Consider the following 17,495-nt stretch of genomic DNA (forward strand, 5'->3'; position numbering starts at 1 on the left):
GCACGCTGGACCGCGCCACGGCCGACGCGGTGGCCCGGCACCTGGTCGCCGCCGGCGAGCTGCTCGACGAGGACCCGGAGGCGGCGCTGAGCCATGCCCGCGCGGCGCGCGCCCGGTCCAGCCGGATCGCCGCGATCCGGGAGGCGGTCGGCATCGCCGCCTACCACTGCGGCGACTGGGCCCAGGCGCTGGCCGAGTTGCGCGCCGCCCGCAGGATGGGCAGCAAGTCCAACCTGCTCGCCCTGATCGCGGATTGCGAACGGGGACTGGGCCGCCCGGAGCGGGCGATCGAGCTGGCGCGCGGGCCGGAGGCGGCCCAGCTCACCGGCGACGACGCCGACGAGCTGCGCATCGTCGCGGCCGGCGCGCGCGCGGACCTCGGGCAGCTCGAGCAGGCGCTGACGGTTCTTTCCACGCCGCAGCTGGACCCGGGCCGCCAGGGCTCGACGGCGGCGCGGCTGTTCTACGCCTACGCCGACACGCTGCTGGCGCTGGGCCGCAACGACGAAGCGCTGCAATGGTTTTTGCGCTCGGCGGCCGCCGACGTCGAAGGCGTCACCGACGCCGAAGACCGGGTCAGCGAGCTCGGCTGAGATGACCAGCATTGCGTGCCAATACGATTGCCTGCTGCTCGACCTCGACGGGACGTTGTTCCGCGGCCGGCGGGCCACCGAGGGCGCCGTGCAGGCGCTGGCCGAGGTGCGCAGCCGGGCGTTCTTCGTCACCAACAACGCGTCGCGCAGCGCCGCCGAGGTGGCGGCGCACCTGAACGAACTCGGCTTCACCGCCACCGCCGACGACGTGGCCACCAGCGCCCAGAGCGCGGCCCGGCTGCTGGCCGCGCAGCTGCCGGCGGGGTCGCCGGTGCTGATCGTCGGCACCGACGCCCTGGCCGGCGAGGTCGCCGCCGTCGGCCTGCGCCCGGTGCGCCGCTACGACGACGACCCGGTCGCCGTCGTCCAGGGCCTGTCCACGACCATCGGCTGGCCGGACCTCGCCGAGGCCGCGCTGGCCATCCGGTCCGGCGCACTGTGGGTGGCGGCCAACGTCGACCCGACGCTGCCGACCGAGCGGGGCCTGCTGCCGGGCAACGGGTCGATGGTCGCGGCGCTGCGCGCGGCCACCGGCGCCGAGCCCCAGGTCGCGGGCAAACCCGCGCCCGCGCTGCTCACCGACGCCGCGGCCCGGGGCGATTTCCGCGCGCCGCTGGTCGTCGGCGACCGGCTGGACACCGACATCGAGGGCGCCAACGCGGCCAAGCTGCCCAGCCTGATGGTGCTCACCGGGGTCAGCTCCGCGCGGGACGCGGTGTACGCCGACCCGGCGCACCGGCCCACCTATATCGGCCACGACCTGCGCGCGCTGCACGCCGACGCCGAGCGGCTCGCGGTCGGGCCCCAGCCGGGCTGGCGCGTCGAGGTCGGGGAGCGGGCCGTGACGGTCAGCGGCGACGGCCCCGACGACGGCGACGGCCTCGCGATCGTCCGGGCGGTAGCCGGCGCGGTGTGGAGCGCCGGCTCGGACGGGCGTCCGGTGGGCGTCGAGGCTGGCGACGCGCGCGCCCGCGAGGCGCTGCGGCGCTGGTCTCTGGACTAGCGTAAGAGCGCAATGACTATCGATCCTGAAGAGATTCGCGCGGAAATCGACGCCCTGCTGGCCCGGCTGCCGGAGCCGGGTGCCGGGGACACCCCCGACAACCAGCCTTCGCTCTCCGAGCTCGAAGAGATAGCGCGCCGCCTTTCCGAGGCGCACGACGTGCTGCTGGCCGCGCTGGAGTCGGCGGAGAAGGGCTGAGTGCCCGCGTGTCGCGCCGCGCCCGTGTCGACGCCGAGCTGGTCCGCCGCGGCCTCGCGCGGTCGCGTCAGCAAGCCGCCGAGTTGATCGGTGCCGGGCGGGTCAGCATCGACGGCCTGCCGGCGCGCAAGCCCGGCACCGCCGTCGCCGTCACCGCGGCCCTGACCGTCGCCGACGACGGCGAACGGGGCTGGGTGTCCCGCGGCGCGCACAAGCTCATCGGCGCGCTGGACGCCTTCGGGATCCCGGTGGCGGGCCGGCGCTGTCTGGACGCCGGGGCGTCGACGGGTGGGTTCACCGAGGTGTTGCTGCACCGCGGGGCCGCCGAGGTGGTCGCCGTGGACGTCGGATACGGCCAGCTGGCGTGGTCGCTGCGCTGCGACCCGCGGGTCGTGGTCGTCGAGCGGACGAACGTCCGCGACCTGTCGCCGGAGGCGATCGGCGGGCCGGTCGACCTGATCGTGGCCGACCTGTCGTTCATTTCGCTGGCCAGCGTGTTGCCCGCGCTGGCTGGATGTGCTTCGCCCACTGCGGATATCGTTCCCATGGTGAAGCCGCAGTTCGAGGTGGGCAAGGGCCGGGTGGGGCCGGGCGGGGTCGTGCACGACCCCGGCCTGCGCGCCGACGCCGTGCTGGCCGTGGCGCGGCGCGCCGGCGAGCTGGGCTGGCACACCGTCGGGGCCACCGCCAGTCCGCTGCCCGGCCCGTCGGGCAATGTCGAATACTTCCTGTGGCTGCGCGCCCAGACCGATCGGGGATTGGTGGATGACGAGTTGGTGGCCGCGGTGCAGCGCGCGGTGAAAGAGGGCCCGCAATGACCGCATCAGCCGAGCACCGCACCGTGCTGATGGTGGTGCACACCGGTCGCGAGGAGGCCACCGAGACCGCGGCCCGCGTGCAGAAAGTCCTGGGCGACAACGACATCGCCCTTCGCGTCCTGTCCGCCGAGGCGGTCGACCGCGGCTCGCTGCACGTGGCCCCCGACGACATCCGGGCGATGGGCGTCGAGATCGAGGTGGTCGACGCGGATCCGCAGGCCGCCCACGGTTGCGAGCTGGTGCTGGTGCTCGGCGGGGACGGCACGTTCCTGCGCGCGGCCGAACTGGCCCGCAACGCCGGAATCCCGGTGCTGGGCGTCAACCTGGGCCGGATCGGTTTCCTGGCCGAGGCCGAGGCCGAACACATCGACCGGGTGCTCGACCACGTCGTCGCCAGGGACTACCGGGTCGAGGACCGCCTGACGCTGGACGTGGTCGTGCGCGCGGGCGGCCGGGAACTCGAACACGGGTGGGCGCTCAACGAAGTCAGCCTGGAGAAGGGGCCGCGGCTGGGCGTGCTCGGCGTGGTCGTCGAGATCGAGGGCCGGCCGGTGTCGTCGTTCGGGTGTGACGGGGTGCTGGTCTCGACGCCCACCGGGTCCACCGCCTACGCGTTCTCCGCGGGCGGCCCCGTGCTGTGGCCCGACCTCGAGGCAATCCTCGTGGTGCCCAACAACGCTCACGCGCTGTTCGGCCGGCCGATGGTCACCAGCCCGAACGCCACCATCGCGATCGAGATCGAGGCGGACGGTCACGACGCCCTGGTGTTCTGCGACGGTCGCCGGGAAATGCTGATCCCCGCGGGCAGCCGGATCGAGGTGCGGCGGTGCGACACACCGGTGAAGTGGGCGCGGCTGGACAGCGCGCCGTTCACCGACCGGTTGGTGCGCAAATTCCGGTTGCCGGTCACCGGGTGGCGCGGGAAGTAGATGCTCACCGAAATCCGCATCGAGTCGCTGGGCGCGATCAGCGCGGCGGTCGGTGAGTTCGACCGCGGCCTGACCGTGCTGACCGGGGAGACCGGCACCGGCAAGACCATGGTGGTGACCGGGCTGCACCTGCTCGGCGGCGCCCGCGCCGACGCCACCCGGGTGCGGTCGGGAGCCGACCGCGCCGTCGTCGAAGGTCGTTTCACCACAACTGATCTCGACGACGCCGCGGTGGCGCAGCTGGACGGGATGCTGGACGCGTCGGGAGCCGAGCGCGACGAGGACGGCAGCGTCATCGCGTTGCGCTCGGTCAGCCGCGACGGGCCTTCGCGGGCCTACCTCGGCGGCCGCAGCGTGCCCGCCAAGTCGCTGGGCGACTTCACCACCGAGCTGCTCACCCTGCACGGGCAGAACGATCAGCTGCGGCTGATGCGGCCCGAGGAGCAACGCGGCGCCCTGGACCGGTTCGCCAAGGCGGCCCCCGCCCTCGAGCGCTACCGCAAACTGCGCGACGCCTGGCTCACCGCGCGGCACGACCTCAGCGACCGCCGCAACCGGATGCGGGAACTCGCCCTGGAGTCCGACCGGCTCACCTTCGCGCTCAACGAGATCGACACCGTCGACCCGCAACCGGGCGAGGACGATGCCCTGGTCGCCGACATCGTGCGGCTCTCCGAACTGGACACGCTGCGCGAGGCCGCGTTCACCGCGCACGCCGCGCTGTCCGGGGCGCCCGACGACGCCGACGCGTCCGCCCACAGCGCCGCCGACAGCCTGGGGCGGGCCCGGGCCGCCCTGGAGTCGACCGACGACCCCAAGCTGCGGGCGCTGGCCGGACAGGTCGGCGAGGCGCTGACGGTGGTCGCCGACGCGGCCGGCGAACTCACCGGCTTCCTGGACGAGCTGCCAGTCGACGCCAGCGCTTTGGAGGCCAAGCTGGCCCGCCAAGCCGAGCTGCGCACGCTGACCCGCAAGTACGCCGCGGACGTCGACGGGGTGCTGCAGTGGGCCCGGGAGTCGCGGGACCGCCTGGCCCAACTCGACGTCTCCGAGGAGGGCCTGACCGCGCTGGCGGCCCGGGTCGACGAGCTCGCGCGTGAATTGGCCCAGGCCGCAGCCGATCTCAGCGGCATTAGGCGCAAGGCCGCCAAGCGGCTCGCCAAGGAGGTCACCGCCGAGCTGTCCGGGCTGGCGATGGCCGACGCGCAGTTCGGCATCGACGTGAGCATCGACGCCGCCGATCAGGACGACCCCGCCGCGCTCGCCCTGCCGACGGGCGAGCGGGCCCGGGCCGGCGCCGACGGCGTCGACCAGGTCGAGTTCGGCTTCGCGGCGCATCGCGGCATGGACCAGCTGCCGCTGGCGAAGAGCGCCTCGGGCGGCGAGCTGTCGCGGGTGATGCTGGCGCTGGAAGTGGTGCTGTCCGCGTCTGCGGCGGGCACCACGATGGTGTTCGACGAGGTCGACGCCGGCGTCGGCGGCCGGGCCGCCGTGCAGATCGGGCGCCGGCTGGCGCGGCTGGCGCGCACGCATCAGGTCATCGTCGTCACCCATTTGCCGCAGGTCGCGGCGTACGCGGACGTGCACCTGGTGGTGCACAGCGCCGGGCCGAAGGGGACCAGCGTGGTCCGGCGGGTCACCGGCGACGAGCGGGTCGCCGAGCTGGCGCGGATGATGGCCGGCCTGGGCGAGTCCGACAGCGGCCGCGCGCACGCCCGCGAGCTGCTCGACGCGGCGCAGCGCGACGAGATCTAGCCCGGCTTCCCTCGCGAGCGACCGTGTTTGCACGCCGACACGCCGCATAACCCGTACATATGGGGACCCTCGCGCGACGCGGCCGCAGCCAACCCGTTAGGCGCTTGTGACTAATGGGACACTAGATAACTTCTGAGGCTAATGTTACGGCGCGCCTCCACGTCTCCCCTGGGCATCACCGACAGAATCGCCCCCATGAAGATGTCAGGCCTGCTAACCCGTAACACCGCCCGGCCGGGTCTCGTCGGCACCGCCAGGGTGGACCGGAACATCGACCGATTGCTGCGCAGGGTGTGCCCCGGCGACATCGTGGTGCTCGACGTCCTCGATCTGGACCGCATCACGGCGGACGCCCTGGTGGAGGCCGATATCGCCGCGGTCGTCAACGCCTCGCCGTCGGTGTCGGGCCGCTACCCGAACATGGGCCCGGAGGTGCTGGTCAACAACGGGGTCACCCTGATCGACGAGACCGGACCCGACATCTTCAAGAAGGTCAAGGACGGCGCCAAGATCCGGCTGTACGAGGGCGGCGTGTATTCCGGCGACCGCAGGCTGGTCCGCGGCACCGAGCGCACCGACCACGACATCGCGGACCTGATGCGCGAGGCCAAGAGCGGCCTGTCCGCGCACCTGGAGGCGTTCGCCGGCAACACGATCGAGTTCATCAAGAGCGAGAGCCCGCTGTTGATCGACGGCATCGGGATCCCCGACATCGACGTCGACCTGCGGCGCCGGCACGTGGTGATCGTCGCCGACGAACCCAGCGCCGAGGAGGACCTGAAGTCCCTCAAGCCGTTCATCAAGGAGTACCAGCCGGTGCTCTTCGGCGTCGGCAGCGGCGCGGATGTGTTGCGCAAGGCGGGGTATCGGCCCCAGGTCATCGTGGGCGACCCCGACCACATCAGCGCCGACGCCCTCAAGTGCGGCGCCCAGGTCGTCCTGCCCGCCGACGCCGACGGCCACGCGCCCGGCCTGGAACGCATCCAGGACCTCGGCGTCGGGGCGATGACCTTCCCCGCCGCGGGCTCGGCGATCGACCTGGCCCTGCTGCTGGCCGACCACCACGGCGCCGCGCTGCTGGTGACGGCGGGCCACACCGCCAACATCGAGACGTTCTTCGACCGCACCCGCGCGCACAGCAACCCGTCGACCTTCCTGACCCGGCTGCGGGTGGGGGAGAAGGTGGTGGACGCCAAGGCCGTGGCCACCCTGTACCGCAACCACATCTCGGCGGGCGCCATCGCGCTGCTGGCGCTCACGATGCTGATCGCCGTCATCGTCGCCCTGTGGGTGTCGCGCAGCGACGGCGTGGTCCTGCACTGGGTCACCGACTACTGGAACCATTTCTCCCTCTGGATTCAGCACTTGGTGACGTAGGGCCGACGATGATCTCGCTGCGTCAACACGCGTTATCGCTGGCCGCCGTCTTCCTGGCGTTGGCCGTGGGGGTCGTGCTCGGTTCCGGCCTGCTGTCCGACACCCTGCTGTCCAGCCTGCGTGACGAGAAGCGGGACCTGCACACCCAGATCAACGGGCTCAACGACCAGAAGAATGTGCTGAACGAAAAGCTCACCGCCGCAAACAGTTTCGACACCCAACTGGCCGGCCGGATGCTGCACGACGCGCTGGGCGGCAAGTCGGTGGTGGTGTTCCGCACCCCCGACGCCCACGACGACGACGTCGCCGCGGTGACCAAGTTCATCGGTCAGGCCGGCGGCGCGGTGACCGGGACCGTGTCGCTGACGAACGAGTTCGTCGAGGCCAACTCCGCGGAGAAGCTGCAGACGGTGGTGAACTCCTCGATCCTGCCGGCCGGTCAGCAGCTGAGCACCAAGCTCGTCGACCAGGGCTCGCAGGCCGGCGACCTGATGGGCATCGCCCTGCTGATCAACGCCAATCCCGCGGTGCCGCCGGCCGAGGAGGCCCAGCGCGACACCGTGCTGGCGGCGCTGCGCGACACGGGATTCATCACCTATCAGCCCGCCGAACACATGGGCGCGGCCAACGCCGCGCTGATCGTCACCGGCGGCTCGCTGCCCCAGGACGCCGGCAACCGCGGCGTCAGCGTCGCCCGGTTCGCCGCCGCCATGGCGCCGCACGGCTCGGGCACCCTGCTCGCCGGGCGGGACGGTTCGGCGACGGGGGCGGCGGCCGTCGCCGTGACGCGCGCCGACGCGGCGATGAACTCCGCGGTCAGCACCGTCGACGACGTCGACACCGCGCCCGGGCGGATCACCGCCGTGCTGGGCCTGCACGACCTGGTCAACGGCGGACACGCCGGCCAGTACGGCACCGGTCACGGCGCGACGTCGATCACGGTGCCCCAGTAGCGGGCGTGTTTCCACGGCGCCGCGGTCGTGGATGTTAGGGTGGGTTTCCGTGGGTCGGCAGGCCCAACTAGTTATTCGCTAGCAACATTTGACGCCCTGCCCGTCTTCACGGAGGCCGCCTGTGCGAAAGCACCCGCAAACCGCCACCAAGCACCTCTTCGTCAGCGGGGGCGTCGCCTCCTCCCTGGGTAAGGGTCTCACCGCCAGCAGCCTCGGTCAGCTGCTGACGGCCCGCGGCCTGTACGTGACGATGCAAAAGCTCGACCCGTACCTGAACGTGGACCCGGGCACGATGAACCCGTTCCAGCACGGCGAGGTCTTCGTCACCGAGGACGGCGCCGAGACCGACCTCGACGTCGGTCACTACGAGCGGTTCCTGGATCGCGACCTGTCGGGATCGGCGAATGTCACGACGGGACAAGTGTATTCGACCGTCATCGCCAAGGAGCGGCGCGGCGAATACCTCGGCGACACGGTTCAGGTGATCCCGCACATCACCGACGAGATCAAGAGCCGGATCATGGCGATGGCCGAGCCGGACGCCCAGGGCAACCGCCCCGACGTGGTCATCACCGAAATCGGGGGCACCGTCGGCGATATCGAGTCGCAGCCGTTCCTGGAGGCGGCCCGCCAGGTCCGCCACGACCTGGGCCGGGAGAACGTCTTCTTCCTGCACGTCTCGCTGGTGCCCTACCTGGCGCCGTCGGGCGAACTCAAGACCAAGCCCACCCAGCACTCGGTGGCCGCGCTGCGCAGCATCGGTATCACCCCGGACGCGCTGATCCTGCGTTGCGACCGCGACGTCCCCGAGGCGCTGAAGAACAAGATCGCGCTGATGTGTGACGTCGACATCGACGGCGTCATCTCCACCCCGGACGCGCCGTCGATCTACGACATCCCGAAGCGGCTGCACCGCGAGGAACTCGACGCCTACGTGGTGCGCCGGCTCAACCTGCCGTTCCGCGACGTGGACTGGACCGAGTGGGACGATTTGCTGCGCCGGGTGCACGAACCGCACGAGACCGTGCGAATCGCGTTGGTGGGCAAGTACGTTGAGCTCTCCGACGCCTATCTGTCGGTCACCGAGGCGCTGCGCGCCGGCGGGTTCAAGCACCACGCCAAGGTGGAGATGCAGTGGGTCGCCTCCGACGGCTGCGAGACCGCGGCGGGGGCGGCGGCCGCGCTGGGCGACGTGCACGGCATCCTGATCCCTGGCGGCTTCGGCATCCGCGGGATCGAGGGCAAGATCGGCGCCATCCGGTACGCCCGCTCGCGCGGGCTGCCGGTGCTGGGCCTGTGTCTGGGGCTGCAATGCATCGTGATCGAGGCCGCCCGCTCGGCGGGGCTCGACCAGGCGAATTCGGCCGAATTCGACCCGGACACACCGGATCCCGTCATCTCCACGATGGCCGACCAGGTCGACGCCGTGGCGGGCCAGGCCGATCTGGGCGGCACCATGCGGCTGGGCGCGTATCCCGCCGTGCTGCAACCCGATTCGATCGTCGCCCGGGCGTACGACACCACTCAGGTGTCCGAGCGGCACCGGCACCGCTACGAGGTGAACAACGTCTACCGCGACAAGATCGCCGAGAGCGGGCTGCGGTTCTCCGGAACGTCGCCCGACGGGCACCTGGTGGAATTCGTCGAATACCCGCCGGAGGTGCACCCGTTCATCGTGGGGACCCAGGCGCACCCGGAACTGAAGAGCCGGCCCACCCGGCCCCACCCGCTGTTCGTCGCGTTCGTCGGGGCGGCGCTGGACTACCAGTCGGGCGAGCTGCTGCCGGTGGAGATCCCCGAGCACGCCTCCAACGGCAACCAGCAGCGGGACGGCGTCGGCCAGTCGCTCCCCGAGCCCGCGGCCCGTGGCTGAGCACGTCTTCGAGACGGCGTCGTCCGAAACGCTGTACACCGGCAAGATTTTCGCGCTGCGCAGCGACCACGTCCGGATGCCGGGCGGGGCCACAGCGGTTCGCGAGGTCGTCGAGCACTACGGCGCCGTCGCCATCGTGGCGCTGAACGCCGACAACCACATCGCGATGGTCTACCAATACCGCCATGCCTTCGGCCGGCGGTTGTGGGAGCTGCCGGCCGGGTTGCTCGACGTGGCGGACGAGCCGCCGCAGCAGACGGCGGCCCGCGAGCTGCAGGAGGAGGCCGGCTTGCGGGCCGGCACCTGGCGGGTGCTGGTCGACCTGAATTCCGCCCCGGGCTTCAGCGACGAGTCCGTGCGGGTGTACCTCGCCACGGAACTGACCGAGGTGGCGCGGCCGGAGGCGCATCACGAGGAAGCCGACATGACGATGCGCTGGTTTCCCGTCGCCGAGGCGGTCCGCCGGGTGTTCACCGGCGAGATCGTGAATTCGATTGCCATCGCCGGGATCCTGGCCGCCCACGCCGTCACCGAGGGGGTGGCGGAACCGCGGCCGGTGGACAGTCCCTGGCCCGACAAGCCCACGGCGTTCGCCGCCCGGAAGGCCGCGCGATGACAACGGCGGCCCTGGATACCCAACTGCAGGGCTACCTGGACCACCTCACCATCGAGCGGGGCGTCGCGGCGAACACGCTGAGCTCCTATCGACGCGACCTGCGCCGCTACACAAAGCACCTGTCGGACCGCGGAATTCACGACCTGGCCAAGGTCGGCGAGGACGACGTCAGCGAGTTCCTGGTGGCGCTGCGCCGCGGCGACCCGGACGCGGGAACCGCCGCGCTGTCCGCGGTGTCGGCGGCCCGGGCCCTGATCGCGGTGCGCGGCCTGCACCGGTTCGCCGCCGCCGAGGGGCTCGCCGAGCTGGACGTCGCGCGGGCCGTGCGGCCCCCCACACCCGGTCGCCGGCTGCCCAAGAGCCTGACCATCGACCAGGTGCTGGCCTTGCTGGAGGGGGCGGGCGGCGACAGCGCGTCCGACGGCCCGCTCACGCTGCGCAACCGGGCGCTGCTGGAGCTGCTGTACTCCACCGGCGCGCGGATCTCCGAGGCCGTCGGCCTCGACGTCGACGACGTCGACAGCCGGGCCAGGTCGGTGCTGCTGCGCGGCAAGGGCGGCAAGCAGCGGCTGGTGCCGGTCGGGCGGCCCGCCGTGCAGGCGCTGGACGCCTACCTGGTGCGCGGCCGCCCGGACCTGGCCCGCCGCGGCCGCGGGACACCGGCCATCTTCCTCAACGTGCGCGGCGGGCGGCTGTCGCGGCAAAGCGCCTGGCAGGTGCTGCAGGACGCCGCCGAGCGCGCCGGGATCAGCTCGGGCGTCTCGCCGCACATGCTGCGGCACTCGTTCGCCACCCACCTGCTCGAGGGCGGCGCCGACGTCCGGGTGGTGCAGGAGTTGCTGGGGCACGCCTCGGTGACGACGACGCAGATCTACACGATGGTCACCGTGCACGCGCTGCGCGAGGTGTGGGCCGGCGCCCACCCGCGCGCGCAGTAATTGCGTCAGCCGACGAACTCGGACTCCAGCACGAGGTCGGACACCAGCGACTGGTATTCCAGGTGCGCCTTGTGCTCGACGGTGTTCCAGCGCTTGCCCTGCTGCTGTCGCATGTACGCGCGGTACTTCGGCGCGCCCGGCACCCGGACGTTGTCGGCGACCACGATCGCGCCGGGGCGCAACCAGCCGCGCGCCATGATGCTGTGCAGGTCGTCCAGGTAGGCGTCCTTGTCGTGGTCGAGGAACACGAAGTCGAGGGCGCCGGCCGCGAACCCGTGCTCGGCGGCCAGCGCGTCCAGCGTGCGTCCGCCGTCGCCGATGGTGCCGACGACGCACGTCACCCGGTCGGCGACGCCGGCGTGGGCCCAGATCCGTCGGGCGTTGGCGGCGTTGGCCTCGGCCAGCTCCACCGAGTACACCTTGGCCTGCGGGGCGGCCCGGGCGATGCGCAGCGCGCCGTATCCCACGTAGGTGCCCAGCTCGAGCGCCACCGCCGGGTCGGCCCGGCGCACCGCGGCGTCGAGGAATCGGCCCTTCTCGTCGCCGACGTTGATCAAGATCGACTTCTCGTAGGCGAACTTGTCGATCGTCGCCAGCACGTCGTCGATGTCGCCGGCCCGGGCGTTGCCCAGGACGTAGTCCGCGGCGGCGGCTTCGCGGCCGTCGCCGATCTGCCCCGTCGTCGTGATGTTGCGGGCCCCGGTCGCCATCCGCCAGACCGACCACCGCAGCAGGGGAATCCGTCGCTTGAGATCCATGACGACACAGTAGTGCGGGCGGCCGGCGGGCCGCGGGCGCCGAGATGGCGGCCACGGTCGTCGCCGCGCCGGGATCGCGACCCTCGCGGCAATCTCGGCGCGGCACCGCCGCCGCGATATCGCCCGCGATATCAACTTTGAAACCGTCCCACCACCTCCCCGATGATGCTGCTGTGACAGCTGTTAACGATCACCGCCGCCAGCCGCGCTACCAGCGCAAATCCGGCGAAATTCGCTGGTGAATTGCCTGCGGGTCGCCCGGCTTCCGCGCGTGAACCCGTTAGACTTTCGGTCGATGTTCACCTCCCGAACACCCCCGCCATGATGACTGAGCAGCCGGACAGCGGCGTCGAGCTCGGTCTGACCGGGCGGCCGCCGCGGGCGATCCCGGAACCGCAGCCGCGCACCTCGCACGGCCCGGCCAAGGTCGTCGCGATGTGCAACCAGAAGGGCGGCGTCGGGAAGACCACGTCGACGATCAACCTGGGCGCGGCGCTCGCCGAATACGGCCGGCGGGTGCTGCTGGTGGACATGGACCCACAGGGCGCGCTGTCCGCCGGGCTCGGCGTCCCGCACTACGAGTTGGAGAAGACCATCCACAACGTGCTGGTCGAGCCGCGGGTGTCGATCGACGACGTGCTGCTGCAGACCCGGATCAAGTACATGGACCTGGTGCCCAGCAACATCGACCTGTCCGCGGCCGAGATCCAGCTGGTCAACGAGGTGGGCCGGGAACAGACCCTGGGCCGGGCGCTGCACCCGGTGCTGGACCGCTACGACTACGTGCTGATCGACTGCCAGCCGTCGCTGGGCCTGCTCACGGTCAACGGCCTGGCCTGCGCCGACGGCGTGGTGATCCCCACCGAATGCGAGTTCTTCTCGCTGCGCGGCCTGGCGCTGCTGACCGACACCGTCGACAAGGTGCGCGACCGGCTCAACCCGAAGCTGGAGATCAGCGGCATCCTGCTCACCCGCTACGACCCGCGCACCGTCAACGCGCGCGAGGTGATGGCCCGCGTGGTCGAGCGGTTCGGCGACCTGGTGTTCGACACCGTGATCACCCGGACCGTCCGCTTCCCGGAGACCAGCGTGGCCGGCGAACCGATCACCACGTGGGCCCCGAAGTCGGCGGGCGCCATCGCTTACCGCGCCCTGGCCCGCGAGTTCATCGACCGATTCGGCGCGTGACGGCCAGCGCGAACGGTGAGGCGCCAGCCAAGAACGGTTTTCAAGTCCGCCTGACCAACTTCGAGGGGCCGTTCGATCTGCTGCTGCAGCTGATCTTCGCCCATCGCCTCGACGTCACCGAGGTGGCGCTGCACCAGGTCACCGACGACTTCATCGCCTACACCCGCGAGATCGGCTCGCAGCTGGACCTGGAGGAGACGACGGCGTTCCTGGTGGTCGCCGCGACGCTGCTCGACCTCAAGGCCGCGCGGCTGTTGCCGGCCGGGCAGGTCGACGACGAAGAGGACCTGGCGCTGCTGGAGGTGCGCGACCTGCTGTTCGCCCGGCTGCTGCAGTACCGCGCGTTCAAGCACGTCGCGGAGATGTTCGCCGAGCTGGAGGCCACGGCGCTGCGCAGCTATCCGCGCGCGGTGTCGCTGGAGGACCGGTTCACCGAGCTGCTGCCTGAGGTGATGCTCGGCGTCGACGCCGAGCGGTTCGCCCAGATCGCCGCGATCGCGTTCAGTCCCCGGCCCGTGCCCACGGTGTCCATCGGGCACCTGCACCAGGTCAGCGTCTCGGTCCCCGAGCAGGCCAAGAAGCTGCTGGAGATCCTGGAGGCGCGCGGCAGCGGCCAGTGGGCCACGTTCTCCGAGCTGGTCGCCGACTGCGGGGCGCCGATGGAGGTCGTCGGGCGCTTCCTGGCGCTGCTCGAGCTGTATCGGAGCCGGGCGGTAGCATTCGACCAGTCGGAGCCGCTGGGCGTGCTCCAGATTTCATGGACCGGGGAACGTCCGGCCAACGAAGCCCTGGTAGAAGTGCGGGACGAATAATGAGCGACGAGCTGCCCGAGGTCGACCTCGATGTGGGCATCCCGGACATCGCCGAGGCGGCGCCGATGGACGCCGAGGAACTCGGCTCCGTCCTGGAGGCCCTGCTGCTGGTCGTCGACACCCCCGTCACCGCCGAGGCGCTGGGCGCGGCCACGCAGCAACCCGTGTACCGAGTCGCCGCCCGGCTGCAGCAGATGGCCGACGAGCTCACCGAGCGCGACAGCGGCATCGACCTGCGCCAGACCGGCGAGGGCTGGCGGCTGTACACCCGCGCCCGGTTCGCGCCGTACGTGGAGAAGCTGTTGCTGGACGGCGCGCGATCCAAGCTCACCCGCGCCGCGCTGGAGACGCTGGCCGTGGTGGCCTACCGCCAGCCGGTGACCCGCGCACGGGTCAGCGCGGTGCGCGGCGTCAACGTGGACGCCGTCATGCGCACGCTGCTGGCGCGCGGCCTGATCACCGAGGCCGGCGTCGACGACGACACCGGTGCGGTGACGTTCGCGACCACGGAGCTGTTCTTGGAGCGGTTGGGGCTGACGTCGCTGGCCGACCTCCCCGACATCGCCCCGCTGCTTCCCGACGTGGACACCATCGAGGACCTGAGCGAATCGTTGGACAGCGAGCCGCGTTTCATCAAACTCGCGGGCGGTCAGCCGTCCGAACAGGCGCTGACGTTCGACGTGGACCACGATTGATGGTCGACACCGAGGGGATCCGCCTGCAAAAGGTGTTGTCCCAGGCCGGAATTGCGTCGCGGCGGGCCGCCGAGAAGTTGATCATCGACGGCCGTGTCGAGGTCGACGGGCGGGTGGTGACCGAGCTGGGCACCCGGGTGGACCCCGACGCGTCGGTGATCCGCGTGGACGGCGCCCGGGTGGTCCTCGACGAGTCGCTGGTGTACCTGGCGCTGAACAAGCCGCGGGGCATGCATTCCACCATGTCGGACGACCGGGGCCGGCCGTGCATCGGCGACCTGGTGGAGCGCAAGGTGCGGGGCAACAAGAACCTCTTTCACGTCGGGCGGCTGGACGCCGACACCGAGGGGCTGATCCTGCTGACCAACGACGGCGAGCTGGCGCACCGGCTGATGCATCCCTCGCACGAGGTCCCCAAGACGTACCTGGCGACGGTCACGGGCTCGGTGCCGCGGGGCATAGGCAAAAAGCTCAAGGCGGGAATCGAATTGGACGACGGCCCGGCGCGCGTCGACGATTTCGCGGTGGTGGACGCCATTCCGGGCAAGACGCTGGTGCGGGTGGTGTTGCACGAGGGGCGCAATCGCATCGTGCGCCGGCTGCTGGGCGCCGCCGGCTTCCCGGTGGAGGCGCTGGTGCGCACCGACATCGGACCCGTGTCCCTGGGCAAGCAGCGGCCGGGCAGCATCCGGGCTCTGAACCAGGGTGAGGTCGGGCAGCTGTACAAGGCGGTGGGCCTGTGAGCAACATACTAGTCGCGATCGATGGTCCAGCAGGGACTGGAAAGTCCTCTGTGTCAAAGGGATTAGCCCAGGCACTGGGTTTGCGCTACCTGGATACCGGCGCCATGTATCGGCTGGTGACACTCGCGGTATTGCGGGCGGGTGTCGATCCGGCCGACGCCGACGCGGTGGCAGAAGTTGCCGAAACGGTGAGGATGTCGGTTGCCTACCATCCCGACGGTGATCTTTATTTCCTCGCCGGAGAGGATGTCTCGACCAAGATCCGTGGCGATGAGGTCACCGCTGCCGTCTCCGCGGTGTCGTCGGTTCCCGCAGTGCGCAACAAGCTCGTCGCCCGACAGCGTGAGGAGACCAGGCAGGGCGGCGTCGTCGTCGAGGGCCGCGACATCGGGACGGTCGTCCTGCCCGACGCCCCGTTGAAGATCTTCTTGACCGCCTCGGCCGAGACCCGCGCCCGGCGCCGCAACGACCAGAACGTCGCGGCCGGGCTGGCCGACGACTACGACGCCGTGCTCACCGACGTCCGTCGGCGCGATCACCTGGATACCACCCGGGCGGTGTCGCCGCTGCGCGCCGCGCCGGACGCGGTGGTCGTCGACACCAGCGAGATGACCGAGGCGCAGGTGATCGAGCACCTGCTGGAGCTGGTCGAGCAGCGAAGCGGGGCGGTGCGGTGACGTCCGACGGCACCTGGTCCGACGAAAGCGATTGGCAAACAGTCGAATCCGAGCTCGAGGAGCTGGCCGAGGCCGGCCCCGCGCCGGTGGTGGCGGTGGTCGGGCGGCCCAACGTCGGCAAGTCGACCCTGGTCAACCGGATCCTGGGCCGGCGCGAGGCGGTGGTGCAGGACGTTCCCGGCGTGACCCGCGACCGGGTGTCCTACGACGCGCTGTGGACCGGCCGCCGGTTCGTGGTGCAGGACACCGGCGGGTGGGAGCCCGACGCCAAGGGCCTGCAGCAGCTGGTCGCCGAACAGGCGTCGGTGGCCATGCGCACCGCCGACGCGGTGATCCTGGTGGTCGACGCCAGCGTGGGCGCCACCTCCGCCGACGAGGCGGCCGCCCGGATCCTGCTGCGCTCGGGCAAGCCGGTCTTCCTGGCCGCCAACAAGGTTGATAGCGAAAAGGGTGAAGCCGACGCAGCGGCGTTGTGGTCGCTGGGGCTCGGTGAGCCGCACGCCGTCAGCGCGATGCACGGCCGCGGCGTCGCCGACCTGCTCGACGAGGTGCTGGCCGCGTTGCCGGAGGTGTCCGAGGCGGCGCCCGCGCCGGGCGGCCCGCGGCGCGTGGCGCTGGTCGGCAAGCCCAACGTGGGCAAGAGCTCGCTGCTGAACAAGCTGGCCGGCGATCAGCGCTCGGTGGTGCACGACGTCGCGGGGACGACGGTGGACCCGGTGGACTCGCTGATCGAACTGGGCGGCAAGGTCTGGCGGTTCGTCGACACGGCGGGCCTGCGGCGCAAGGTCGGGCAGGCCAGCGGGCACGAGTTCTACGCGTCCGTGCGCACACACTCGGCGATCGACGCGGCCGAGGTGGTGGTCGTGCTGATCGACGCCTCGCAGCCGCTGACCGAGCAGGATCAGCGGGTGCTGTCGATGGTGATCGAGGCCGGCCGGGCGCTGGTGCTGGCCTTCAACAAGTGGGATCTGGTCGACGAGGACCGGCGCGAGCTGCTGGAGCGCGAGATCGACCGCGAGCTGGTGCAGCTGCGGTGGGCGCAGCGGGTCAACATCTCCGCCCACACGGGCCGCGCGGTGCAAAAGCTGGTGCCCGCGATGGAGACGGCCCTGGCGTCGTGGGACATGCGCATCCCGACGGGGCCGCTGAATTCGTGGCTGAAAGAAGTGGTGGCCGCGACGCCGCCGCCGGTGCGCGGGGGCAAGCAGCCGCGCATCCTGTTCGCCACCCAGGCCACCGCCCGCCCGCCGACGTTCGTGCTGTTCACCACGGGGTTCCTGGAGGCCGGTTACCGGCGGTTCCTGGAGCGGCGGCTGCGCGAGGCGTTCGGGTTCGAGGGCTCGCCGATCCGGATCAACGTGCGGGTACGCGAGAAGCGGGGAGCCAGGCGGCGCTGAGCGCCGGTTCCCCGGGTGGCTTTTCCGGACCAATCGACGACTCCGGAATTTGATAGCGCCAGCGATATCACTTGTCTGGTTGTCCCGCCATACGGGATGTGAAAGCTACATCACAGGTGCATTGCGTTGACTTTGGCGGCGCATGCTTCGTACCGTTCTCGTAAATCGGTGT

General features: G+C 71.1%; 18 protein-coding genes. 17 read left to right on the forward strand and 1 reads right to left on the reverse strand.

The window, feature by feature from the left end; genetic code table 11:
- The 11 genes from HMPREF0591_RS16745 to xerD all read left to right on the forward strand — a co-directional run.
- A partial coding sequence (locus tag HMPREF0591_RS16745) for a tetratricopeptide repeat protein (RefSeq protein WP_007169798.1) occupies window positions 1-593 on the forward strand: 593 nt, incomplete at its 5' end.
- A 1-nt stretch (window position 594) separates the two neighbouring features.
- Entirely contained in the window at window positions 595-1,596 is a 1,002-nt protein-coding gene (locus HMPREF0591_RS16750) for an HAD-IIA family hydrolase (RefSeq protein ID WP_007169799.1), read from the forward strand.
- 12 nt (window positions 1,597-1,608) lie between these two features.
- On the forward strand, window positions 1,609-1,794 hold the full coding sequence (locus HMPREF0591_RS16755) for a hypothetical protein (RefSeq protein ID WP_007169800.1): 186 nt from the start codon (window positions 1,609-1,611) through the stop codon (window positions 1,792-1,794).
- A gap of 8 nt (window positions 1,795-1,802) precedes the next feature.
- A complete protein-coding gene (locus HMPREF0591_RS16760) occupies window positions 1,803-2,612 on the forward strand; it encodes a TlyA family RNA methyltransferase (protein ID WP_007169801.1) in 810 nt (269 codons plus the stop codon).
- Window positions 2,609-3,541, forward strand: a complete 933-nt coding sequence (locus HMPREF0591_RS16765; protein WP_007169802.1) for an NAD kinase — start codon at window positions 2,609-2,611, stop codon at window positions 3,539-3,541. Before HMPREF0591_RS16760 ends, HMPREF0591_RS16765 begins: the two co-directional genes overlap by 4 nt.
- Window positions 3,542-5,296 (forward strand): DNA repair protein RecN, encoded by a 1,755-nt coding sequence (gene recN, locus HMPREF0591_RS16770; protein WP_007169803.1) that lies wholly within the window; start codon window positions 3,542-3,544, stop codon window positions 5,294-5,296. It begins immediately after the preceding gene.
- Between the two features lie 195 nt (window positions 5,297-5,491).
- Complete coding sequence (gene steA, locus HMPREF0591_RS16775; protein ID WP_040622985.1) at window positions 5,492-6,673, forward strand: putative cytokinetic ring protein SteA; 1,182 nt, start codon at window positions 5,492-5,494, stop codon at window positions 6,671-6,673.
- A gap of 8 nt (window positions 6,674-6,681) precedes the next feature.
- Window positions 6,682-7,626 carry a copper transporter gene (locus HMPREF0591_RS16780; RefSeq protein ID WP_007169805.1) on the forward strand — a complete coding sequence of 315 codons (945 nt, stop codon included), beginning with the start codon at window positions 6,682-6,684 and terminating at the stop codon, window positions 7,624-7,626.
- 121 nt (window positions 7,627-7,747) lie between these two features.
- Complete coding sequence (locus tag HMPREF0591_RS16785) at window positions 7,748-9,499, forward strand: CTP synthase (RefSeq protein ID WP_007169806.1); 1,752 nt, start codon at window positions 7,748-7,750, stop codon at window positions 9,497-9,499.
- Window positions 9,492-10,115, forward strand: a complete 624-nt coding sequence (locus HMPREF0591_RS16790) for an NUDIX domain-containing protein (protein ID WP_007169807.1) — start codon at window positions 9,492-9,494, stop codon at window positions 10,113-10,115. Before HMPREF0591_RS16785 ends, HMPREF0591_RS16790 begins: the two co-directional genes overlap by 8 nt.
- Complete coding sequence (gene xerD, locus HMPREF0591_RS16795) at window positions 10,112-11,053, forward strand: site-specific tyrosine recombinase XerD (RefSeq protein ID WP_007169808.1); 942 nt, start codon at window positions 10,112-10,114, stop codon at window positions 11,051-11,053. Before HMPREF0591_RS16790 ends, xerD begins: the two co-directional genes overlap by 4 nt.
- 5 nt (window positions 11,054-11,058) lie before the next feature.
- Here xerD and HMPREF0591_RS16800 read toward each other — a convergent pair whose 3' ends face one another.
- Window positions 11,059-11,811: an O-methyltransferase gene (locus HMPREF0591_RS16800; protein WP_007169809.1), complete on the reverse strand. Its 753-nt coding sequence runs from the start codon at window positions 11,809-11,811 to the stop codon at window positions 11,059-11,061.
- Window positions 11,812-12,135: 324 nt separating this feature from the next.
- Between HMPREF0591_RS16800 and HMPREF0591_RS16805 the strand changes: the two genes are divergently transcribed.
- From HMPREF0591_RS16805 to der, 6 genes are read left to right on the forward strand one after another with little or no spacing between them, the layout of a single operon-like run.
- Window positions 12,136-12,999 carry a ParA family protein gene (locus HMPREF0591_RS16805; protein ID WP_040623252.1) on the forward strand — a complete coding sequence of 288 codons (864 nt, stop codon included), beginning with the start codon at window positions 12,136-12,138 and terminating at the stop codon, window positions 12,997-12,999.
- Window positions 12,996-13,811 carry a segregation/condensation protein A gene (locus HMPREF0591_RS16810; protein ID WP_007169812.1) on the forward strand — a complete coding sequence of 272 codons (816 nt, stop codon included), beginning with the start codon at window positions 12,996-12,998 and terminating at the stop codon, window positions 13,809-13,811. The genes HMPREF0591_RS16805 and HMPREF0591_RS16810 overlap by 4 nt, the downstream gene beginning before the upstream one ends.
- Complete coding sequence (scpB, locus tag HMPREF0591_RS16815; protein ID WP_007169813.1) at window positions 13,811-14,506, forward strand: SMC-Scp complex subunit ScpB; 696 nt, start codon at window positions 13,811-13,813, stop codon at window positions 14,504-14,506. The genes HMPREF0591_RS16810 and scpB overlap by 1 nt, the downstream gene beginning before the upstream one ends.
- Complete coding sequence (locus HMPREF0591_RS16820; protein WP_007169814.1) at window positions 14,506-15,249, forward strand: pseudouridine synthase; 744 nt, start codon at window positions 14,506-14,508, stop codon at window positions 15,247-15,249. Before scpB ends, HMPREF0591_RS16820 begins: the two co-directional genes overlap by 1 nt.
- Window positions 15,246-15,926 (forward strand): (d)CMP kinase, encoded by a 681-nt coding sequence (gene cmk, locus HMPREF0591_RS16825; RefSeq protein ID WP_040622991.1) that lies wholly within the window; start codon window positions 15,246-15,248, stop codon window positions 15,924-15,926. The genes HMPREF0591_RS16820 and cmk overlap by 4 nt, the downstream gene beginning before the upstream one ends.
- Window positions 15,923-17,323 carry a ribosome biogenesis GTPase Der gene (gene der, locus HMPREF0591_RS16830; protein WP_007169816.1) on the forward strand — a complete coding sequence of 467 codons (1,401 nt, stop codon included), beginning with the start codon at window positions 15,923-15,925 and terminating at the stop codon, window positions 17,321-17,323. Before cmk ends, der begins: the two co-directional genes overlap by 4 nt.
- Window positions 17,324-17,495 lie beyond the last annotated feature (172 nt).

This window comes from Mycobacterium parascrofulaceum ATCC BAA-614 (assembly GCF_000164135.1).
GTDB lineage: Bacteria > Actinomycetota > Actinomycetes > Mycobacteriales > Mycobacteriaceae > Mycobacterium > Mycobacterium parascrofulaceum.